The following is a 23,263-nucleotide window of genomic DNA, read 5'->3' on the forward strand; positions in this document are numbered from 1 at the left end:
CGACAAGCAAAAATTCTTAATCCATCTTTAATTTTATAGCTTTTGTCGCAATAAATGTTTTAATATGCTTATCTAATATCCTTGTTCCACCAAAATCATCCTCATAAAAACCTGTTATAGCAAAACCAGCATCAATTTGGCCTTGGATTTGGTCTTCTAAAGTATGCGCATATTCTATTGTTTGATTTGAATCGATGTAATCTTGAACTTCATCCTCTGGTAAATAATCCAATGTTGATGAAGGAATTGAATGTTTAACATCCAGAATACCTTTTTGCTCTTGGTTATCATCAAAAATCCATAGTAACGGATTTGTAAATCCAGCAATAAGAACACCTTTATTCTTTAAAACCCTAGAAACTTCATTCCATACAAGATGAACATCTTTGACAAACAAATTAGACACAGGATTTACAACAATATCAAAATATTCTTCCTCAAAATCACTAAGGTCTGACATATCTCCTTGTACGGTTTTTAAAGTTAAACCATCCCGTTTTGCTACCTTTTCATCTTGTTCCAATTGCTTCTTAGATATATCAGTAACTGTTACATCTGCTCCAGCAGCAGATAGAACTGGTGCTTGTTGTCCGCCACCTGATGCTAAGCAAAGTATCTTTAATCCATCTAATGACTTTGGAAACCATTCTCTAGGAACTGATTTTTCCGTAGTGACTGTAATCTCCCATTCACCTGATTTGCTTTTCTCAATAATCTCGCTACTTACAGACTGCGTGTATCTAGAACCTTCTTCCACCTTCTTATCCCATGCATTACTGTTTTGTTGTGTAGTATCCATTACAATTATTCCTCCTAACAATCTAGTTGCATTTTAAGTGTAAACTTATTAACTATTTATGCTTTCCTTTTTCTATTAACCCGCCTGATAGTTCATACATAGTTGTCTATATTTATATTAACAGATAAATGCTAATAATCGCTAAAAATTCTAAAAAGACAAAAAATTATACATCTATTCCATTCATTTAAAATAATCGTAGAATTGGTAAGTTTTAAACAACTCACTTCCACATAAAAATAGCATTCCAAATCTGTTGACAGTTGGAACGCTTTTTTATGTTATTTCATTTTTCAAGCTTTTAACTAAATCCATTAAACAAATAAGCTACGCTTTTTCTTTTTTTATTCAGCAAGAGTTAACTGCCAAGATACACCATACTTATCATTTAACCAGCCAAACTTTTTACTAAACGGATAAGAACCTAAAGGCATAAGAATCGCTCCATCCTGCGCTAGTTTATGAAAGACCGTTTCAATTTCTTCTTCTGTCTCACAAGTTACATAAAGAGACATAGCTGGAGTGAATGTAAAATTATGATTTACATAACTATCAATACACATAAACTCTTGGCCATTTAGCGTAAAAGTTGCATGAATTACAGTTCCCTCTTTACCAGGTCCATTTTCATCGTAGCGAGAAATACTTACAATTTCTGATTGATCAAATAGTGACGTATAAAAATTCATTGCTTCCTCAGCTTTGCCCTCAAACATTAAAAATGTAGTAATTTTTTGATTTGCGTTACTCATATGGAGACAGCCCCTTGTTATGTATTTATGTAAAACATACGCCAACAAAACCAAACGTACGTTCCTTTTAATATATTGTCTATAAAAACGATGAGTTTGTCAATTATCTACTTTATTATTTCTTCTTAAATAATGCTGTCCAAAGAAATGATTCTCCAAACATTTCTTTCGGTTGTTTCATTTGTTTCATTCTTCTAATCACAATTACCTCAAATTCTTTAAATATCTCTCTTAACTTTTCTTCCGAGTATGCAAGACCACCTTGTAGACTCCACCCTCTATATACGTCCCAATCTGTTATTTCCGATCCATTTCGCTCATCTAAATCACCTGCCGCAAAACATGTTAATCCGAAATAACCACCCGATTTTAATGAGTTTTTAATTAAATCCACATAATTTATTCTTCTATGCGGTGGAATGTGATGCAAACAGCCCGAATCGTATACAAAATCAAATTCGTTTTGAACCTCTAAATTAAAAATTGAATCACAAATAAAATGAATTGCTACCTCTTTTGCCAATGCCCTTTCTTTAGCCCAATTAATGCCTTCTACAGATAAATCCACTGCTGTTACATCAAATCCTTGAGTCGCTAAATAAATGGCATTTCTACCTGGACCACATCCAAGTTCTAATACTTTCCCTTTTGAAACTCTCTCTTTTTGTATATACGAAACTAGGTTCTCATCTGGAACATTTTCAAAAAATGGAACATCCTTTTCTCTATTCTCATAAAATTCATTCCAAAATGGTTCTGCAGGTCTTAATAATGAATCAAGCATTTTTAAAATGTCTTCTTGTGTGTGTAACGTTTCATTTTTCATTAATACCCCTCCACAAATTAATAGTCAGAAAATTATTATATATCTTTTTGAACTTTCAAACAAAGAAAAAACTCCTACATTCAATAGGAGTTTTTCCCTTTAAAATCCAAGTATAGCTAACCATTTTAACAACTTCTCTTCTCATACTTTCAAATGATCATGTTCCTATTTACCCATCCGTATTTCACTAACAATTTCTCCGTCTGCCAAAAAAAGAACTCTTTCTGTTTTCACCGCTACCTTTACAACATGAGTCACTTAAGAAGAATACTTTGCTGAAAAATAAAGCCGATTTCGTTAAGGCATATTTTTGCTAACGCCTCTTCTTTCATACATGATATTTCATACAATCATACTTTTCTAATAAAATAACGTTTTTGTTCACTTTTTTGATACATTTACGAAACATTCATGTGTTATCTTCATTAAGTTCTTTTCTTTTTATAATGTCGTGTGAGATATACCAACAGAGGAAGCCCTAGATCCCCTAATCCTAGGGCTTTTTTATAAGAATTTTATACATTTTATTATTTCCACTAACTCTTTAAATTGTATATACATAATATAAAATTTTCATGTTGTTATATTTTTTGATGGCCTCTTATCTTTCCTTAAAAGGCTTTTGTTTCAAATAACGCTTTTGTTTAATTTATATTTAAAAAGTTCCTTTTCATAAAGACTTCCCTTATATGCTATACTCATTCTTAAATAATTGTATAAGGAATGTTAAAAATGGATGATAGATCGTCAAGACAATGGAAATTGCGACAAAAGTTAAGAGCACTGAAAACCAAAAACAACAATGACACAAACCCTTTGTTTAGTGAATGCCTTGAATCCCTAGGAAACGAAACTCTCATTTTCTCCCAAGAAAAAAGCCAGCAGATTGCTACTATTTTAATGAATTCATTTCCTATAACTGTCTCGGGAAGAATAGATTGGGAACAGATAGATAATCAATTCATAGCTTCGAACAAAGAACAACTAATTTCCCTTATTAGAGCAAACCAACTAGATTTTGACGAACAGATTTTTATAATATGGGATAACTATGAAATCCCTGTAGTAAGTACAAATCTTGATAAAGTATTCCAATCACTAGTTGACGTTGATGCAGTCAGTTTTTATTACTGGCTATTAGACAAAGAATATAGATTCGTAATTGAAATAAATGATGAAGAATTGATTAGGATTGGGTTTCGCTAATACTCTAAGCATATGAAGCTAGTTCCCTTCATTTCTTAATATTTTGTAGAGTAGGAAGCGAGCGCCTTGTCATATTGCTATGATAGGTTTCTCAAAACCCCTCACCGAACCGTACGTACTCCTCTCAGAGTATACGGCTCTCCATCAATTGCTTGTCAAAGTTATTTTTTTCTGTTTTTCGCTATAAGTTCTACTCTCATATCATAGTGAATTTCATTATGGCAATCCTCACATACGGCTAATGTTTTGCGTCTACGGGCAATCATTAATTTTTGCCATTTGGCTTTGCCTTTCTCAACATCTTTCATTTTTCGGACATGGTGCATTACTAAGTTAGAATCGGTTTTACCACAATGTTCACATTTGTTGGCTGACAACCTATCCATAAGACTAGTTGTTGACATATGAACTCTTGAGGCTAACAAGTTGTCGATGTTATTTTCTTGTGTTTTCATCTTAGTTATATCAACCGTTCTAAATCCTTCCCTGTAGAAAGAATGAGAGTGTTGTTTGCCTTTTTTATCTTTGTAATTGACTATGAATACACCGTTTTTGCAATATTTCCCCTTAATTTTTCCGATTGAGCTTTTATATTTATTGGCGAATGTTTTATACATGCTGTATTCTAGAACGTAACTGAATTTTTGGAGTACCGTTGAATTAACTGCATATTTGTAGTAGTTGTACATCCCTCTGATCTGTAATACATAATTATGTAGTATTTCCAAATCATCTAGGTGTGCCATTTCCGGTCTATGCTTTGGTTTCCAAGTTTCTTTCCCATTCACATACTTCATTTCTAAAACATTCAGGGCAAGTAATTTATTTCGCCATGTTTCATGGGGGATTTCAAGTCTTACTTTTAGATTGTGATGTCTTCTTTTTGCACCTTTCACCGAGTATTTGGTAAATAACTCGTTTCTAGTGATATTGACGTTGTACCCAAGAAATGTTGCTTTCTTGCTAGAGTGGGTGATAAGTGTTTTTTCTTCTGATAAAGTTAATTTTAATTCTTCATTGAGAAATTGAGCTATATCAGATTTAATGGCTTTGGCATCATCTTTACTGCCGATTATCATTACAATAAAGTCATCAGCATATCTAACATATTTTAGTGACTTAAATTTATCCGACATTGGATTGTAGTAGGGACGTTGTCCCCTTTCCTTAACCCATTCGTTGACTTGCTCGATTAATTCCTGAGCTTCATTGTGTTTACCTTGTTCTCTTAGTAAGTCTGCTTTCTTACGCCCTCTTTTTATTTTGAGGTGTAAGTATTGATATCTTTTATCAACTTCTCTGTCTTTTGGTTGACCTTTTCCGAACTTTTCAGCGTATTTTTCCATGTATATATCTAGTTCGTTTAGATATATGTTGGCAAGAAGAGGACTGAGAATCCCTCCTTGTGGTGTTCCACTGAATGTTTTGTGGAATTGCCAATCCTCCATGTACCCAGCTCTTAGGAACTTCCATATTAATCCGATGAGTGTTTCGTCATTGATACGTTTTCTTAGTAGGTTAATTAGGATATGGTGGTCGATATTGTCAAAGAAACCTTGAATATCACCTTCAATAAACCATTTAGTTCCATTACCACTCTTTTTAATTTGTTTCAAAGCTGTATGACAACCCCTATTTTTCCTGAATCCATGTGAGTTCTCAGAGAAGTTTGGTTCATAAATTGCTTCTAAGATATACTTTATTACTAATTGGACAAGTTTATCGTCAAATGTCGGTACCCCAAGAGGACGTTTTTTCTTACTCCCTTTTTTATCAATATATACTCGCTTAACAGGAGTAGGTTTATAGTTACCATTTTTAATGTTGTTGATGATTTTAGATACTCTATTTTTTGAGAAGCCATCAACAGTTTTATTTATGGTTCCTCTGGTCATATTACCTGGATTGGCATATATTTCTTGATAACCTTTATAGTAGAATTCTGGATTATAAAGATTTCTATATAATCTTTTGAACTTATAGTTTTCTTTAATAGTATTCTTCGACAAGGTGTTCAATACATAAACTGGATTTCTCATCAGCATCTCGCTTCCTTCCTGTTTATTATCATCATGAACTAATTGACTACCTTCCTTCGCCATCCTGATTTCACAACCATGACCTAACGTAATTTGTCATACGTTAGTGTGATAGGCTTTCCCTATCTCTGACTACTACGAAGGCTCCGTTACCATATGGAATATTCAAGAGCCACATTTCTTGGTTTTTACCTTGAAATCATCCTCTATAGCCATAAATGGCGCTTCCACTTAGGTAATCCCCATTTAGTACCTTGTAAATAGTTTGTAGTAATGTCGGTTGGGACTTTCAATCTTTACTAATGTACTTTAGTTGGTTCTCTAGTGTGAAACACACCTCTCTCCACAAAAAATAGATGAGCTGAACTAGAGACATATCGTTTCAATGTCTATTTCGATATGGTCGTCGATAAGACCCCTTGATTTATCCTTCACGCAGTTTAGCATTCAACCTTGTTTACCACGGTACACCTAGAAATTCAGTCGCACTCATGACATTAGAGTGACTTATCCCGTTGCAGCCATGCTACACTCCCCGCTCACTTTCGATTACGGATAAGGCTACCGGTGTCGGGTTGTTATCTTGTTTCACTTCACCCGCTGATTTACTAAATCAGAGTTTACAAGGCCCTTATGGGCGCACCTTCGTCACCACCGCTATTATTATCATTATGAAACTAATAGCAAATATAGGTAAATAAATTTTCGTACTGAATCCTTCAAACATAAAACCATATACGACTTGCCCAATTGGTGCCATACATTGAGATACCGCTGTTATAAATGCCATCACTTTTCCTAGATTTTCATTTGGTGTTTTCTTTTGGACTACAGTAATCACATAAATGGATACAATTGTCATAATCATTGCGATTAGAAGAGAAGAAAGTATAAAGAGGATAAATGGTGGATAGTATCCTAAATTAAGAATAAACGGTGTAACTGATAGTGCCACTGGCATTACTAATAAAGCTATGATAAGCATCCAATTATATAATGTTTTCATCTGTAACTTTTTAGCAAAGAAACCGATTGACAATGCCCCTAATATGGTTGCAAAATCAATTAATCCCATTCCAATTCCATACATCGTATCGCTACTCTGCATAGTTACTCGTAACATAATAGGTCCTCCAACAACAAATAACGGTGTCAAAATTAAGTTTAGTAAAGTTGCAAGTAACATAGCCTTCAAAATAAAAGGTTGCTTTAAAACATAAAGAAAACCTTTTTTCATATCTTTTACAATTGTCGGTATGATATGGCTTTCTTGCGCTCTTTTTATAAAAGGTATTGTAATAAACATTTCTAAAATTGCAGATAAAAAGAAAGCAAGACAACTTGTTATTACGAGCATTTTCAAACCAATTATGCCATATAATATTCCTCCTAGTACAGGTGCAACTATATTAGATAATGCTTGCACACCATTTATGATACCGTTTGCTTGTTCTAACTTTTTCTCTGGAACTAATTGCGGAATACTTGCCATAACAACTGGTGAGTACATTGCACTAATGACTGCTAGTAAAAACATAATTGCTCCAATCAATAAAATAGATACCGATTCAGTTAATAACAAAACTATAAAACTTAATACAATAGCAGCGTTTATAAAATCCAAAATGACCATTACATTACGGCGGTTGAAACGATCTGCTATCGCTCCGCCAAGAGGAGCTAACAAAAACGGGATACTCGTTATGGCATATAACCCTGCAAATATATCGGCACGTCCTGTTATATCTAGCACATATAAAGACAGTGCAAAACGTAATAGTGTTGAACCTAAAATAGTAATAATTTGACCACTTACCATTAAGTGAAAATCTTTCAAGGAAGATTGAATACTTGCTGGCATCTTCATCACATCCTTCATTTAGTCTAGACCGACTGCCGGTCTATAACACCCAAACAGAAAAAAGCTATTTCTGTTTCATTAAAACCTCGATCATATAATCAAAGGACCCTTCTTTCGCTCCAACAGATACTTCCATCATTTTAATATAAGCCTTAGCTCTTCTCATCATTTCTTCCGGTTTCCACTGGAATAAACCATCATCAAATATGACTTGTGCTGAAGAGAGTAATAATTCAATTGTTTCTTGTGGGTATGGAGTAGAAAATATGCCTTCTTCTATTCCTTGCTCTAAAACTTCCGTTAATACAGGAGATAAATGTATAATGGATTGCACTAAACTTTTCTGATGCATTTCTGCATTATTTGGTTGATGGAATTGTTCAATCATTTTTTCTTTGACATCTCCTGATTTTGGTGATTGTTCCATTAAAATTTTAAATAACTTATCTAAAACGGGGATATCGGGATTGGAGACAATCCTTTTCGCCTTAGTGACATCCTCTTTAATAATCCTCATAATGATTTCATCCATTACTTCCTCCTTCGACTTAAAATAATGATAAAACGTCCCCTTTGCTATACCAATTTCTTTTAAAATATCATTCACGGTTGTTTTCGTATAACCTTTCGTAAGAAACAAACGCTCAGCTGTTTCTAAAATTTCCTTTCTACGCTCCTCATACTCCTTTACAATTCGCATTCAAGTTCTCCTTCCCATCAGACCGACTGTCGGTCTATTAAAATTATATGTTTAGTTTGCAAAAAGTTTCCTATTATCGTACATATACAACACCATACTTTCTATTTCCTTTATAAATTTTTATTTTTTAACGTCCGCTCAATTTGTTTAAAACGTATCTCATGTTTCTTATCGTCACCTTTCATTTTAGGAAAAGAACGATGCCTCCGTTCGATCTATGTACTTATCAATGGAGTATTTTGTTGAGTTCCAATATGTAATATTGCATATTTCGTACTTTTAATTTTTGTATATGTAATAATTTATTTATAAAAATATAAATTATTAATAAGGGTGATTTATATGAGCAAGTTCCGAAAGAAGATTATTAAATATTTGCAAACATTTTGGGGATGCTTAGCATTTGGTGTATTAATGTTTGCTATCTTCTTAATTACGGATTTAACAGATGCATCTTTAAATACATTAGGCTGGAGAGACTGGCTAGGTTCTGTAGCAGGCGCAACCATTTTATCTGTTGGGATGTTTACTTTAAATAAATTGAATTTAAAATAAATATTCGGTCAATACTGAATTTGGGCTGTATGCCAACATTCATTTAAAGTAGTCTTCTCTGTATCTCCTTGTATTGAGCAGTTAGCTTTTGCTAGCCGCTCTTTTATTTTGTTCCGGTTCTTGCCTCTTAAAGAACTCTTTATCTACTTTCCCCCAATAAGTACACATATCTATTCTCCATTGCTACAAAATGAAATCTTTATTTTGTTTTACGCGTCGCTTCTTCAATCAGCCAAGATACAATATTAAAATCATTAGTTTCACCCTTTAAAGATGTTCCGTTCCAAAAGCATTCTTTCATCACTTCAAGTAATTTTTCAACAGCTTCAATTCATCTCATATTAATTTTCCCTTTCTCCCAAATAACTATTTTGTTTTATTAATTAACTGATTAATAAAACAAACACCTTTATTAAACATTCCATGTTTCTTCATCCCTTGAATATTTTTCAAATAAAAATACATACTATTTTCAAGCCGCCGTGTCCATGGCTAATACCTCTTTCTTTTGATGTATATTTTTTTAGAAATCGAAAATAATACCAACAAGCTGTTTGAACTAGCAGCTTCACTCTTCTCGCAATGGGGATGCAAATTATCACAATTAGCTAACTCATTGAACTCACTGGCAGACAACCAAAATCGTTGTCTGCTTTTTGTATGAGATTTTTCGTTTTACATATACTACTTTTGAACCTGCAGACCAATACGAGCCATTTTGGTGCTTGGGATTTCCCTTCCGGGGATAAGTATCTTTTACTTATCCCTTTTTTGTATAGACACGTATATTTAGGGTAAAACTAATTACAAGCAGATTTTCTGTTTATGCGTAGTTCTAAACAAGATTACTTTTTCTCCTATTAAAGGACGGCAGGTACGACTGCTAGTCCTTTTTTCTTATTTCGCATATTATCACTAAATTACCTTCATCGTCGTCGTAAGCAATTTCCCCATAAGGATGGCAGTGGTGCTTCTCGAGTTCCTCATCGATCAAAACTAACAAATTAGTTTTCCAGTTTCCAACGATCGTACACCAATACGAGTTTAATCCTTCATAAACTTCTCTTGTTCTATTTCAATAATTGCGGAATGTATAATGAAAATACTCGCTCGCTTCAATACCTTTTCTTTTAACCAAAGTGTTCTGCTGAATGATAGTAATACCCTTGCACTAATGGTTTTGGACTATAAAATTCCCTTTATAAATTTCAAATGCGGTGAATGAAATTTTGTTTTTTTCTTGCCATCATCCTTGTTGTATACAAACAAAAAAAGAGCCACAATATTTTGCGACTCTTTTACAATTATAACCATTTAACGGCCACGTCTTTGCTGACCTTGCTTTGTACTACCTTTTTTATTACTTGGCTTATTAAATGATCGGTTATTTTCATTTCTAGAACTATTTCTCGAACTATTTCTTGAATCACTTCTTGAGCTATTTCTTGAATCACGTCTTGATTCACTTCTTGAACCTTCGCGGCTATCTCTTTGACGATTTTGACCTGATTTCTTCGGAGCCAGCTTTGGTACCGGTTTTCCATTTTCATCTACACGTTTTATCTTCGGTTGTTCGATTATTTCTCTTTGTATTGGTGCACCAAGCGTTTTTTCAATTTCTTCTAAATGTTTTTCATCTTTCGCTGCAACGAACGTAATTGCAAGACCTGATCCACCTGCACGTCCTGTTCGGCCAATACGGTGAATATAACTTTCTACATCTTCAGGGATGTCAAAGTTAAATACGTGCGTTACACCATCTACATCAAGTCCACGAGCTGCTACATCCGTTGCGATTAAGTACTGAATTTTAGCTTCGCGGAAACTCTTCATAACTCTTTCACGTTTCGCTTGAGGTATATCACCATGAAGTTCAGCACAATTATAACCTAGTCCTTTTAAATTATCATACAGTTTACTTACTCTAAGTTTTGTACGGCAGAAAATAACAGCTAAAAATGGCTGATCACGATCCATAACAAAACGAAGTGCATCTGGCTTTGCACGGTCTGTCGTCTCAATGACACGCTGCTCAATTGTATCAACCGTTACTTCTTCACTTTGTACTTGAATCATTTGCGGTTCATCCATATAACGCTTCGCCAATTTTTTAATATCTTTTGGCATCGTTGCTGAGAATAACATCGTTTGTTTACTACCTGGTGTCTCATCTAAAATATCTTCAATATCATATAAGAAACCAAAATAAAGCATTTGATCCGCTTCATCTAGTACAATCGTTGAAAGATTACTTAAATCAATTGTTTCACGGCGTATATGATCTAATAATCGTCCTGGTGTTGCAACAACAATATGTGTATTACCTTTTAATTTTCTCAATTGTTGTGCTACATCTTGCCCACCATAAATCGCTAGTACATTAATATCTTCTCTTTGAACAAGCATTTTTTTAATTTCAGTTGTAATTTGCAGGGCTAGTTCCCTTGTTGGTGCAACAATTAAAGCCTGAACATCACTAGACTCTGAATCGATTTTTTCTAAAATCGGTAACACGAATGCTAACGTTTTACCCGTACCTGTTTTTGCCTGCCCAATAATATCTTTACCAGACATAATAACAGGAATTGCCTGCTCTTGAATTGGTGTTGCTTCTGTAATTCCATTTTCACGTAATGTATGATTAAAAGTTTCACTAATTCCTAATTCTAAAAAATTTTTCAAATAGACCACTTCTTTTCCTTATTTTTCACATTAGCTTTCATTGTACCATTTGTTTCGCCAAATATGAAAAATAAAAAAATTCTTATCTTCTTTTTTTATATTCATCCTGTACTAGATGAACAAATTCTTTTTGCTTTTTCTCAGATTTTATTAATGCTTCCATATTTATAGAAGTCAAAATATACCTTTTAATTTTTCTATTACTCCAAATTAAACTTGTATACTTCAGATCTTCATGTAGATTTCGAAACCACTCTAATTCACTTAATTTTGCGATATGATGTTTCAATTTCATGTCATTTCGAGGATAAAATAAAATGATATCTGCTATTACATCAAATAACGAACCCATCTTCTCCCCCCTATACTCTTGCTCAAATTATATATATTCTTCTTTACATATATATTTCAATTTTACCGAAATATAATGTTACTGATTTGGTTGAAATCGCAAAATATATGAACTAAAAACCAATCTTTTCGATTTAGGAAAGACCGATTTTCATTAATTTATACAGTAAGCTTTCCTCCATGATAGCAATAATACTGTGTTGCTTTAAAACTTTTAATCCTATTTAAAGACTGTTTCGCTTTTTCTATATCTAAACAAAAATTCGGATTAGCTATTACTAACCCACGATTCTCTTGAACAGCCGCATCTCCCGTAATTACACAATCTAAATTCGGAAAATATAATGAAATATGCCCCGAAGTATGTCCTGGCGTCGCTACTATTTGACATTCATTATTCAAAATCATTTGACCATCATGCACTTTTTCATCGACGGAAATATGTTTTATATTTTTTAACTGTTGTATAAACCATTTACCAAATTCTTTTTCTTCATTTGGCATACGTTCTAACATTTCTTCAGCTTGAACTAACCTCTCTGATTTTATATCACCACTAATATAGTTAGATTCAATTTCACTAGCAATAACATTAATTTGAGGATATTTCACTTTAAAATCGTATAAAGGCCCTATATGATCATCATCATAATGAGTAATAATTATATTCTTTAAGTTTTTTATCTCATATCCATGTTTTAATATTGCATTTTCAATTAAAGGTAAAAAACTTGGATATCCTGTATCGACTAACGTTAATTCATTATGTAATATAATTAAACTTGGATAAATACATTGTTTTTGCCCGTTAAATTCGAATTCAATTGGTAGTTCTATTATTTTCATTTTTCTTCCCCCATACCGCCTATTCAATATTTAATAATAACCACTTCGTCCACATACATTTTACTATACATATTAAAAAATTTTTTATCAGTATTTTGTTTTAAGTTTTTTATTAGTTAATTCTATTTTTAAATGTGGATACCAAAGTTATTTTATATCTATTTCTCATATGTGTTAGCAAGTTCGTCTGTAAAATCATAGACAGGGTTTTCACTCTTAACCTAAGCTGTTACTTTTTATAAATGAATTTTACCCTTATTGGACAAGTATCCGTTTCGTAATTTTCATATGTAATAAAAGAGACATCTCCTTAAATTAGAAATGTCTCTTTTAAATTAATAGAACAAATTCAGTTGTATTTCTTTTTTGTGAAAAGTTTTTTCATCAATAAATTATACATTTTCAGTGCTTGTACTACAACTTGTCGAGTATAAAATTGGTATACCACATATAGCATCATTCATTACATCACGAAAAACTTTTGCAGCGACTTCTGTGAAAGTTTGGCATAGATTAGAAATATCATCATTAAAAAACTGAATCACTTTTGCAGCAAAAACCGGAAAAACAACATTCGCTCCACCTGGGAACTGCGGCTGCACAACAACTTGCTCAAAATACAAGTTGCTTTCTAAAGCTACTTGAAAAAGGTGTGCAATTTCAAAAGCATCTAAAGGACAAGGAATTGGGTTTACAATTCCATCCCCAATAACACTAACAACAATAGTTACATTTACATTGCCAAATTGCACTGTAGGTTTAAGAAGTGTAGCTAATGCAATCGCTTTTTCAAAATCCGTAGTTTGTACTAAAATAATAAAATTTCCATCAGTCGGTATTAGCGGACCTACTGTTACAGTTGGATCAGCCCCTACCGAATTTCTGAGTTCGTTAAAATATGTGATCCATGGCGGTGAAAGTTGAGGTTGTACACGCTCGTCCATTCTTTTTCCACCTCCTTATACAATTCTCAATACTATAATATGAAAAAATTCTAATAGCGCATTAGATATATTTATTATTTTTCATAGCATTTTCGTATCAATCTGAGAATTTTGTTTGTTTAGAAAACCTTTTAGAAACATTTAACCATTTATTGTATGTCAATAATATAGTAGTGAAAAATTTACAGGTGAAGGATATAGAAAGAACAAGGTTGCTAGTTCATTAATTGTAAAAATATGACGTTTTAGATGAATAAGCTTTATTTGCAGTAATATACCTTTATTATTATGTACCTTATATTGCAGCGATTCACTAATAAGACGTACAATCCCTATCCTTTTAGAAGTAATTAAAACCTTCGGTGAAATCTTCTTTAGATAGATACCATTTGCAAATTGTTTAATTTAACAAATACTACTTGCATACTATGTAATGAAACACTGTGAATCATTGTATAATCCACATTATATTATTTTGAACAGGTAATCCCCTATTTTTATGGAAATATATAATTAAGAAAAACAATAAAATTGATTAATCTCTCACTTCTTTGTCCATCCTTTTAAAAAATCTATGTTTTTGTAAAAGGAGTGTTTATATGGAGAAACAGACACTTTGGAAAAAGTTCAAAAAAAGCTCTGTAAACCTCGGTAAATCTAGCGTATATGAAAGTATTATTTTATTCTACACAATGAAAAAGAAAGAATTACCTACTAAGGCGAAATTCATAATATTAGCCGCTTTATCTTATTACGTATTAACAATCGATTTCATTCCAGATATAGCTGCTATTATTGGGATTGGCTTATTAGATGATGTTTTAGCAATCGCTGTAGCGCATAAATACGTTATGAGACACGCAGATGCTGAAATTCGAGAAAAGAGCAAAGTAAAGATGGAGTCATTATTTACTTCAGCACAAGCATAATGAAATTATCTAGTCATTTACCTACCTTTTTACTTTCAAATAAAGCTAACTGTAATTAATGATAGTTCCACCTCACTGAATATTACCCTTCACCATGAGAGCATAGCAGAATAAATCCCTAAACAAAAGCATTTCTCTTAGCTCTCAAACCGTAAACAAATCGGGAATCAGCACTTGTTCCTAAGTTCTGACTCCCTTTTATTTGTTCTTATATCTATCTGTTATACAGTTGCATGCATTCCCTTATACAAAACTGCCATTGCCGCTACTATAAGAATCATACCCATAAAAGCAGGTACGGCATGACCAAGTGATACATAGATTTGTCCTCCAATAATCGGACCAATCATTCTTGCTAAAGCTTGAATAGATTGGCTTCCACCTTGAATCCTTCCTTGTTCATTAGAACTGACAGACTTTGAAAGCATCCCGTTGAATGAAGGCCCGAAAATTGAATCCCCAAAACCAAACATTAGCATTCCAACGATAAGTAGTGGAGAGAGTGAAAATACAGCTGATGCTGCAATAAAACTGTATCCTATAATCTCCAAAACCATCCCAAGAATTGCTATTTGTTTATCACTAAGCTTAATTAAAAGCTTTGGCATTATAAAACTTTGTGAAACAATGTCTTGAAAGCCCAAAATTGAAAACATAAGTCCGATTAATGCAGGTTTCCAACTGAAAGTATCCATTGTAAATTGCGTGAAAATTGCTTGTAAAGATCCGTTAGGTATCCAAAGTAAAAACGCTGAGATAAGTAACCATTTTAAATTTTTTATGGAAAGTATATTTGCTAGCTGTGCAAAAGGATTTAACCTTACAAAAGTAATCTCTTTTAACCTGTTATTTTTGTCAAGGCTCTCAGGCATGTATTTCATACCATATAAAACATTTAATAAAGTTATGAACGCTCCAAAGTATAAAGGTACAGAATGACCAAACTTTGCAAGTAAGCCCCCAAGAGTTGGTCCAATAATAGTTCCCGCACCTACAACTGCACTCACCCATCCAAAGTATTTCGTTCTCTGCTCTTTCGGAATGATATCTGCAAAATATGCGAAGATAGTACTTATGCTCCCACCTGTTATACCTTCTATTATCCGTCCAGCAAATAATACCCATAAAGCTCCTCCTATGCCAAAAACTAAGTACCCAATTGCAGAACCAAATAAGCATATTAAAAGTAATGGACGACGGCCATACTTATCGCTTAAAGCCCCGAGTGCTGGAGCAGCTAAAAACACGCAGGCCGCATATACGGAAGTTAGTAGTGTAACAACCAATGCTTGTTCTTCCGGATTGCTTGTATATGGCTGTACTAAGAATGGGACTACAGGCATAATGATACTGAAACCTATACCACAAAGAAATACAGAAATAAGTCCGAATAGTAAAGCATGTTTATCTATGCTTTTTTCAGTTTCCCTTTCATTTTGTGATCTAAATATAGACATTTAACTTCTCTCCTTAAAATGTTTTGTTGCTTTGTCAACAAAATGATAACTCTGTTTTGTTGATTAGTCAACAAAGATAAAATAATAAAAAAGCAGCCTATTCTCATATTAGAGTAAGGCTGCCATTTTATTATTAAAATGTATTACGATTTAATATGTATACCTTGTTTCTTTATTTCTGCATCCAAATGTCTACTATACTTTTCCACAAAGCTAATTATACTGTCGAATTCTTCTTCAGTTACTTGCTCAAATACAGCTTTATCCCGCTCTTGAAACTCTTTGTGCAGATCTTCATGGATTTTATAAATTTCTTTCCCTTGTTCGGTAAGCTTAAAATAAATTTCTTTCTTATTTTCTGACTTTTGGTAACTTTCAACAAGGCCTTTTTGTATGAGCTTCTTAGTCATTCTACTTATAGCACCGCGAGTCACATAAAAAGCCTCTGCGAGTTGCGTCACGTTAGAATCTGCATTGTTTTCAATATATTCAATACAGTGGACTTCAGAAGACTTAAAACCTTTAAGACCTTCTTCCATCTTATCTTTATTAAGCCAAACCAGTTTATTATATAATTCCCTGAAACCGTTCATGACCTGTTCTTCTTTATTCATGATCTGCCCTCCTCACCGCTCATTAGCACATTAAAACTATTATATTAAATTTCTGCTTACATTTCGACAATATTGAAATAATTATTGTAACATTAAAGATATGTGTAAAAATAGGCGCTTAAATAAAATAATTTTTAAACAGCAAATTTTGCAAGTTTATTGCTACTTACAGTAAACAGTAGACAAAAAGTAAGAGCTAAGACTATTTCTCTTAGCTCTTCTTTCATAAAACTATTTCACTTCATTAGCGACAAAAAAGTGCTCACATACACTTGATATGCGCTGTAAGTCTACGTTCCCACCAGATATAACCGCTACTACTTTTTTTCCTTTTATATAGCTATCAACTTTTCCTGCAAGAAGTGCAGCAGTTGCTAATGCACCTGCACCTTCTACAACAGCTTTCCCACGTTGTAATAAATCTTTCATCGCTACTTCCAGCTCTTTTTCTGATACAGTTACAATATCATCTACTAATTCTTTTACAATTTCAAATGTTAATTCACCTGGTATTTTAACTGCGCAACCATCTGCAATAGTAGGCGCCTCATAATGTTCTACGATTGCTCCTTTATCGTAAGATGCCTTCATTCCATGAACATTATCTGCTTGGACACCAATTATATTAATGGATGGATTAAAAGATTTCAATGCTACAGCAATGCCAGAAATAATTCCGCCTCCACCAATTGGTACAATGACAGTATCTACATCCCACATATCATCAAGAATGTCTAATCCTATTGTACCTTGACCAGCCATTACCTCTACATCATCATATGGATGTAAGTATGTTTCACCTGTTTCCCTTATAATTTCTTCACATTTTACCTTTGCATCATCAAAGGTTTCACCATGTAAAATCACTTCAGATCCATATCCTTTTGTTGCTTCAACTTTCGCCTGCGGTGCAGAAATTGGCATAACAATTTTACTCTTAATACCGAGTAAATGAGCAGATAATGCAACTCCTTGTGCATGATTACCTGCTGAACATGCAATTACACCTCTTTCTTTTTCTTGATCCGTGAGCCGCGACATTTTATTAAATGCGCCACGGAATTTAAAAGAACCCGTTAATTGCATATTTTCTAATTTCAAATGAATTTCTCCGCCCGTTTTACTAGTCAAATAAAAAGATTTTACTAATGGCGTTTTACGAGCATTTCTATCTAGAATTTTGTGAGCTTTTTTAATATCGTCTATATGTAATGGTAGTTTTCTAGTTATCATACTGACACCTCTTCCAAAGTTCTATTTCTAAGTTTTCGTAAGTCGTAGCTCCTTTATACGAAAAGAGAAAATCTTTATATATGTACCCCACTCTGAAATAAACATATTTGCAAACAATTTAACATCCTCTTCATATCGCGTTCTTTATAATGATTTAAACATGCAATTTGAATCCAATTATTCTTTTGTAAATAAGATGACTCATAATGAACAACGTATCCTTGTAATGCTAATGCATCGCCTACTACTTTAGAAGAATGCTCTTCGCTCAATACAATAGTAAGTATAATTGGTGCGGCGTGTTCTTTAGTTGAAACAAGCTTTAAACCCATATCAGTAATAACTTCTTCAACATAATCGTATGTCTCTTTAATTTTTACAAATGCCTTTTCATCTTCAAATCTCTTCAACGCTTCTTGCAATGCATAAATTAAATTCCATGATTGTGAGTATGGAATGCTTTCATTTTCTTCATACATGCCAATGTCCATATAGGCCGGCACAGCCTCGTTTATTTTTACAATGTGGTTATGAAAAACGAAAGAAATTCCTGTATATGATTTAATCGCTTTACCGCTAACACCACTTGCAAAATACACATCCTTCAAGTCTAATGGTATTGCTCCAATTGAACTTATACAATCTACACATAGTTTCATTTGATTCTCGTTACAAAGAGTATTTAGCTCGTCTAAATCGTTTAACATTCCAGTAGATGTTTCATGATGAACAAACCAAAGCCATTCATAATTTCCAGTTATTATTATTTCTTCTAATTCGTTATAAATAAACGGCTCTCCCATTTCTTTTTTATACGTATCAAAATGTAATTGTGCTCGTTTTGCATGTCCAACTAATCTATTTCCAAATTCTCCATTTGTTAATATTAGTCCTTTCCCTTTTAAAGAACGTAACTGTAAAGCAATCGCATCATTTGCTAACGTCCCTGTTCCTAACATAAGCTGTACATGTTTTGCTTTTGTCATGTGAAGTAACCGTTTTTTCACATTGTCCATTGTCACTTGAAATGACTTAGAGCGATGCGAAATAGGCCGCGTAGAAAATGCCTTTCGAACATTCTCTTCAATATCTACTGGACCAGGTAAAAACGTATATTCTTTCGTCATAATCCCTCCAACACTCGACTCTTCAAACATAGCAGGAGTAACATACATTGGCTGGAAGGCTGCTTCTTCTGTACCAACTAACGTATGAAAAGATTTGAATCCCATTTGCTCATATAAAGGTAGTTCACGTGTTGTTGCAGAAATGAGTGCTAATTCATATCCATTTAGAAGCAAATAACGATGTAGAAAACGAATTAATCCTAACAACGCTCTTCCATTTCTATATTCACGTTCTACTGAAAGTAAACGAATTTCATACACTTTTTCTCCATGCTCTTGCAAATAAATATCTAAATTTGAGATTTTATAATCTAACGAGAATGGTCGTTTTCCCCGCACTGCGACCATACCTACTAATCTATCCTCATCTAAACAAATTAAATATGTATTTTCATCATGAAAGCGATCTATACGAACACGCTCTTTCGTTTCTTCATGTTGCGGAATTTCTTCTACAAATGTTTTATAATTCAATTTATGTATACGTTCAAATTCCCGATCTTGATCAGCAACTTTATAAATTAACCCCATGGCTTATCTCCTTTATGTATTTAATAAAAATTATAAGTGGAGATTTACTCCACTTATTAAAATTTCGTTTCAGTCTCGATTTACATATAAAATAAGCACAATGATAAAAGCACTTAAAATAGTCGTAATAATAGAATAAGAATACAAAATCATGCAAACTGGTAAACAAGCAATTGTAATTAACCCTGGCTTAGTAAACCCTTTAAAAATTAAATAAAATATAATGAAAACAGCAACAAGAGTAAGCGCTATCAAATAATCAAATGCGATTAATCCTCCAATAAATGTTGATATGCCTTTTCCGCCCTTGCCTTTAAATACAATTGGATAAATATGTCCCAGTAAAACAGCTAGTAAAGCTAACATTACAAATGTAGAATGTCCAAAAAGGTATTTTGCAATAGAAACTACGATTGCCCCTTTAATTGCATCACCTAAAAATGTAGCGATGAAATATCCTTTTCCATATACACGCCCCATATTTCTTGCGCCGGGATTCCCACTTCCTTCATCTCGGATATCAACGTTATATCTCCATTTCGTTACTATATAAGCGGTCAATATGTTCCCAAATAAATAAGAAGCGACCAAATACAAAAACTGCATACTATTAATCATATAATCATTCACTTTCTACATGGAAGTACTTATACAATATTCATGAACTATGTATATTGTACTTTTTTATCCACTTCCCTTTATACATTTTAACATCATATATTTACAAATCATACAAAAATTCTCATACGCTATTTTTAAAAATATATATCCCTCATTAAATAATATGTTCCTTTCACTGCCATTTCTGCTTGTGATACGAATGTAATTTCTTTCATACTTTCTTCACAGCATTTCTTAAATACAGCAAATATTTCAGGAACTAAACGCAATATACTGCCACTTACTGCAATTGGCGTTGAGTGCTTAAAGTTCAACTTGTTATAAACATTTACTGTAATCCTTGCCAATTCTTTTCCAGCTTGCAAGATAATTTCACGTGCATCATCATTCCCATTTCTCGCTTCCTGAATAACTAATGGCGCGATTGCTGCAACTTTATCTTTTGAAGAACTATAAACTAGTCTTTTTATATGAGACGACGTCAAAAGTTGAAACTCATCTTGAATCCTTAAGCTTAATGGACAAAGTGCAACTCCTTGATCAAATTGATTGGCCATTCTTTTTAAACCTTGTAATGCAATCCAATATCCGCTTCCTTCATCTCCTAAAATATGTCCCCATCCACCACTATACTCGTACACTTCTCCTTTCTTTCCAAGACAAATTGCACCTGTGCCGCCAATTGTTAAAATTCCATCTTTTCCTTTTAAAACAGCTGCATGTGCAATCATCGCATCATTAAAAACTTCAATTGGTGTTCCATACTTCTTCTTTAGACGTAATGTTAATTCATTCGTATTTACTCCACTTACACCCGCTAATCCTAAACAAATACAAACGCAATGCCCATTTAATACACCTTTCTGGCATTGATCAATCACCTCCATAATATGCACAAGAACTTCTTCAAAATCTATTAATATATTTCCAAAACCACTTGTAGCTCTTACAAGTTCATTTCCGTCTTTATCAAATGCAATTGCTTCTGTCTTTGTTCCCCCGCCGTCTACTCCAATCATATATTTCATCTATTCGCCTCATTCATTTCAAATTGGAGGGAATGTTATATTCCCAAAAACTACAGATTCCTTTGCACCTGTTGCGCTCGGCACATTACTCGGATTACGATGATATGTTTCATTTGCTAAAATGGCAAAGGCGATTGCTTCCTTCGCTTCTGAAGAATAGCCTATATCTTCTTGAAGGAATAATGCACATTTTTCTTCTTTCAATCCATGCCGTATCATTTCTACAAGTGTATCATTATAACTTCCGCCACCACCTAGAATTACCTCATCGATTTCATAATACGGCAGAATAAACTCCTTATAATGATAAACAATTGAACTTGCTGTAAACCTTGTGACAGTCGTCAATATATTTTCTTTACTATGCTTTTCAAACCGCTTTAATAACTCACTGACAAATTCTTCTCCAAACTGTTCTCTACCAGTTGATTTCGGTGGATTCATTTTCAGAAATGGATGATTCATACAATATGTCAAAACCTCTTCTACAATTACCCCTGCAACATACATAACATGCATGACCTCCTATTTACTAAAAAACAATCATGTAAGTAACCAACGTACAACCAATCGAAAACAATATAAATCTAAAAAACAACTGAGCTTTCGATGCAAACGATCCATCAATGAAAGAAACAACTACCGTAAGCAAAACGCTTGCCGCAATACTTGTAACGAGCCAAATACTATGCATTTGTGATAAATTTAGCATGCCTAATAAAGGGACAAAAAGTAAATTTGCACAAATCACTCCAAATAGTAATAAAAACACACCTTTATAACTAAATTTTATATTCATTCTATTTCCCCCTTTCTAGTTTTAATGTGAAAGAAGTGATAGACAAAAAGTCTATCACTCAAAATAACAGCATGCAGATTAAGGATTAACCGACTCTCCGTCACCATTCTTTTCGATTTCAAGCATATTTTTGTCGTACATTTTAAAGAATGGTAAATAAATAAGAAACGATATTGCTATATTTATAAAAACTAATACAATCGCACGCCAATCTCCACCTGTTGCTAAATATGCACCAATTGGAGCAGGTAATGTCCATGGCGGCATAATATGCGTTGGTGTTACAAATCCCATTGCGGTTGCAGCATACGCTATAGTAGCTGTTACTAACGGGGTAATGACGAAAGGAATAATTAAAATTGGATTTAATACAATCGGCAAACCGAATATAACCGGTTCATTTATATTAAAAATCCCCGGAACAATACACGTTCTCGATAATGCTTTCGAATATTTTGATCGACCAAATACAATCATAGCTAACACAAGCCCTAACGTTGCGCCCGAACCACCAATCCAAATAAACCATTGATAAAACGGTTCTGGTGCAATAAACGGAAAATGACTCGCTCCACTTGCTACAGCTTCACCGTTCTTTCCTAAATACACATCCCAAAGTGGCCTTGCCACAGTACCTACAACTGATACTCCGTGTATCCCGAAAGACCAGAAAAACGTAATTAAAAATACAGGTATAATAACGCCAAAGTAACTATCACCAGCTTTTACTAACGGTGCGGCTAGTTTATCTACAACGTAATGTAAATCAACTTTAAAAACGACTGTAATAAGACTCATCATAATAATAACGAATGCTGCAGGTATAAGTGCTTCAAATGAACGTGATACTGACGGTGGTACTTGTTCTGGCATTTTTATCGTTACGTTATTCTTCTTACAAAACCTTAAAATCTCAACTGATAAAATAGAGACGATCATCGTCACAAATAATCCATGACCTCCAAGATTTGTCATCGGAAGCATGAATCCTTTTTTATCAATTAACTCAGGCGTTAATGTTAAAAGTAGTGAACATACCGCAAGCTGTGCTCCTGATAAAGCATCTAATTTATAACTTTTCGCTAAATTATATCCTATTCCAAATGCTATATATAAGGACATAATAAACATAGTTAAACGATATGGTATCAATATACTTGTTTGATTCTTTAATGCCCAAACCGATATGAAACTATCTTTCGGCAGTGGTGGAAATGCTACTATTAAAAAAAAGCTTCCTACTATAATAAATGGTAACGCCGAAATAACTCCATCACGGATTGCTTGTAGATGCCTCTGCTCAGAAAGCCTTGCCATCGGGCCAGATAAGTTTTTATCAAGAAACGTGACAAACTTATTCATA

General features: G+C 33.5%; 21 protein-coding genes and 2 pseudogenes. 3 read left to right on the forward strand and 20 right to left on the reverse strand.

Annotation, left to right across the window (positions count from 1 at the left end):
* Window positions 1-16: 16 nt before the first annotated feature.
* The 4 genes and pseudogenes from QCI79_RS00660 to QCI79_RS00675 form a co-directional block, all read right to left on the reverse strand.
* Window positions 17-799 carry a class I SAM-dependent methyltransferase gene (locus tag QCI79_RS00660; protein WP_000381800.1) on the reverse strand — a complete coding sequence of 261 codons (783 nt, stop codon included), beginning with the start codon at window positions 797-799 and terminating at the stop codon, window positions 17-19.
* 344 nt (window positions 800-1,143) lie between these two features.
* Window positions 1,144-1,551 (reverse strand): VOC family protein, encoded by a 408-nt coding sequence (locus tag QCI79_RS00665; protein ID WP_000063589.1) that lies wholly within the window; start codon window positions 1,549-1,551, stop codon window positions 1,144-1,146.
* 115 nt (window positions 1,552-1,666) lie between these two features.
* On the reverse strand, window positions 1,667-2,377 hold the full coding sequence (locus QCI79_RS00670; protein WP_000787494.1) for a class I SAM-dependent methyltransferase: 711 nt from the start codon (window positions 2,375-2,377) through the stop codon (window positions 1,667-1,669).
* Window positions 2,378-2,518: 141 nt separating this feature from the next.
* Window positions 2,519-2,635: pseudogene (locus QCI79_RS00675) on the reverse strand (ABC transporter ATP-binding protein); the annotation flags it as partial.
* Between the two features lie 474 nt (window positions 2,636-3,109).
* On the opposite strand from QCI79_RS00675, the gene QCI79_RS00680 reads away from it, so the two are divergent.
* A complete protein-coding gene (locus tag QCI79_RS00680; protein WP_000342728.1) occupies window positions 3,110-3,583 on the forward strand; it encodes a CDI toxin immunity protein in 474 nt (157 codons plus the stop codon).
* A gap of 161 nt (window positions 3,584-3,744) precedes the next feature.
* On the opposite strand, the gene QCI79_RS00685 is transcribed toward QCI79_RS00680, so the two are convergent.
* The 3 genes from QCI79_RS00685 to QCI79_RS00695 all read right to left on the reverse strand — a co-directional run bounded on the left by QCI79_RS00685 (window position 3,745) and on the right by QCI79_RS00695 (window position 8,183).
* Complete coding sequence (locus tag QCI79_RS00685; protein ID WP_031310562.1) at window positions 3,745-5,622, reverse strand: reverse transcriptase domain-containing protein; 1,878 nt, start codon at window positions 5,620-5,622, stop codon at window positions 3,745-3,747.
* A gap of 631 nt (window positions 5,623-6,253) precedes the next feature.
* Window positions 6,254-7,483, reverse strand: a complete 1,230-nt coding sequence (locus QCI79_RS00690; RefSeq protein ID WP_021728006.1) for an MFS transporter — start codon at window positions 7,481-7,483, stop codon at window positions 6,254-6,256.
* A gap of 64 nt (window positions 7,484-7,547) precedes the next feature.
* Window positions 7,548-8,183, reverse strand: a complete 636-nt coding sequence (locus QCI79_RS00695; RefSeq protein ID WP_001223580.1) for a TetR/AcrR family transcriptional regulator — start codon at window positions 8,181-8,183, stop codon at window positions 7,548-7,550.
* Window positions 8,184-8,525: 342 nt separating this feature from the next.
* Between QCI79_RS00695 and QCI79_RS00700 the strand changes: the two genes are divergently transcribed.
* Window positions 8,526-8,738 carry a hypothetical protein gene (locus tag QCI79_RS00700; protein ID WP_000033153.1) on the forward strand — a complete coding sequence of 71 codons (213 nt, stop codon included), beginning with the start codon at window positions 8,526-8,528 and terminating at the stop codon, window positions 8,736-8,738.
* Between the two features lie 1,314 nt (window positions 8,739-10,052).
* On the opposite strand, the gene QCI79_RS00705 is transcribed toward QCI79_RS00700, so the two are convergent.
* The 4 genes from QCI79_RS00705 to QCI79_RS00720 form a co-directional block, all read right to left on the reverse strand.
* A complete protein-coding gene (locus QCI79_RS00705) occupies window positions 10,053-11,429 on the reverse strand; it encodes a DEAD/DEAH box helicase (RefSeq protein WP_002101005.1) in 1,377 nt (458 codons plus the stop codon).
* A 73-nt stretch (window positions 11,430-11,502) separates the two neighbouring features.
* Window positions 11,503-11,772: a hypothetical protein gene (locus tag QCI79_RS00710; protein ID WP_000535034.1), complete on the reverse strand. Its 270-nt coding sequence runs from the start codon at window positions 11,770-11,772 to the stop codon at window positions 11,503-11,505.
* A gap of 158 nt (window positions 11,773-11,930) precedes the next feature.
* The gene (locus QCI79_RS00715; protein WP_000691153.1) at window positions 11,931-12,617 is read right to left on the reverse strand and encodes an MBL fold metallo-hydrolase; all 687 of its coding nucleotides are present in this window, start codon (window positions 12,615-12,617) and stop codon (window positions 11,931-11,933) included.
* A gap of 392 nt (window positions 12,618-13,009) precedes the next feature.
* Window positions 13,010-13,561: a hypothetical protein gene (locus tag QCI79_RS00720; protein ID WP_000344486.1), complete on the reverse strand. Its 552-nt coding sequence runs from the start codon at window positions 13,559-13,561 to the stop codon at window positions 13,010-13,012.
* 599 nt (window positions 13,562-14,160) lie between these two features.
* Between QCI79_RS00720 and QCI79_RS00725 the strand changes: the two genes are divergently transcribed.
* Window positions 14,161-14,490, forward strand: coding sequence for a YkvA family protein (locus QCI79_RS00725; RefSeq protein WP_000415089.1), 330 nt, complete (start codon window positions 14,161-14,163; stop codon window positions 14,488-14,490).
* 221 nt (window positions 14,491-14,711) lie between these two features.
* Here the strand turns inward: QCI79_RS00725 and QCI79_RS00730 are convergent, their stop codons facing one another.
* From QCI79_RS00730 to QCI79_RS00770, 9 genes and pseudogenes are all read right to left on the reverse strand, one after another.
* Window positions 14,712-15,947, reverse strand: coding sequence for an MFS transporter (locus tag QCI79_RS00730; RefSeq protein WP_000021818.1), 1,236 nt, complete (start codon window positions 15,945-15,947; stop codon window positions 14,712-14,714).
* A 143-nt stretch (window positions 15,948-16,090) separates the two neighbouring features.
* Window positions 16,091-16,561, reverse strand: a complete 471-nt coding sequence (locus tag QCI79_RS00735) for a MarR family transcriptional regulator (RefSeq protein WP_001030900.1) — start codon at window positions 16,559-16,561, stop codon at window positions 16,091-16,093.
* A gap of 231 nt (window positions 16,562-16,792) precedes the next feature.
* Window positions 16,793-17,794, reverse strand: a complete 1,002-nt coding sequence (gene tdcB / locus QCI79_RS00740; RefSeq protein ID WP_000632958.1) for a bifunctional threonine ammonia-lyase/L-serine ammonia-lyase TdcB — start codon at window positions 17,792-17,794, stop codon at window positions 16,793-16,795.
* A gap of 74 nt (window positions 17,795-17,868) precedes the next feature.
* Complete coding sequence (locus QCI79_RS00745) at window positions 17,869-19,452, reverse strand: aminotransferase class V-fold PLP-dependent enzyme (protein ID WP_000523029.1); 1,584 nt, start codon at window positions 19,450-19,452, stop codon at window positions 17,869-17,871.
* Between the two features lie 69 nt (window positions 19,453-19,521).
* Window positions 19,522-20,070 carry a glycerol-3-phosphate 1-O-acyltransferase PlsY gene (plsY, locus tag QCI79_RS00750; protein WP_000610865.1) on the reverse strand — a complete coding sequence of 183 codons (549 nt, stop codon included), beginning with the start codon at window positions 20,068-20,070 and terminating at the stop codon, window positions 19,522-19,524.
* Window positions 20,071-20,207: 137 nt separating this feature from the next.
* Complete coding sequence (locus QCI79_RS00755) at window positions 20,208-21,101, reverse strand: BadF/BadG/BcrA/BcrD ATPase family protein (protein WP_000876593.1); 894 nt, start codon at window positions 21,099-21,101, stop codon at window positions 20,208-20,210.
* Window positions 21,102-21,119: 18 nt separating this feature from the next.
* Window positions 21,120-21,599, reverse strand: a pseudogene (locus QCI79_RS00760) (anhydro-N-acetylmuramic acid kinase); the annotation flags it as partial.
* Window positions 21,600-21,633: 34 nt separating this feature from the next.
* Window positions 21,634-21,900 carry a hypothetical protein gene (locus tag QCI79_RS00765; protein WP_001021966.1) on the reverse strand — a complete coding sequence of 89 codons (267 nt, stop codon included), beginning with the start codon at window positions 21,898-21,900 and terminating at the stop codon, window positions 21,634-21,636.
* A 78-nt stretch (window positions 21,901-21,978) separates the two neighbouring features.
* Complete coding sequence (locus QCI79_RS00770; protein WP_001032295.1) at window positions 21,979-23,262, reverse strand: PTS sugar transporter subunit IIC; 1,284 nt, start codon at window positions 23,260-23,262, stop codon at window positions 21,979-21,981.
* Window position 23,263 lies beyond the last annotated feature (1 nt).

It is taken from the genome of Bacillus cereus group sp. MG1 (genome assembly GCF_040460035.1).
Classification (GTDB): domain Bacteria; phylum Bacillota; class Bacilli; order Bacillales; family Bacillaceae_G; genus Bacillus_A; species Bacillus_A cereus.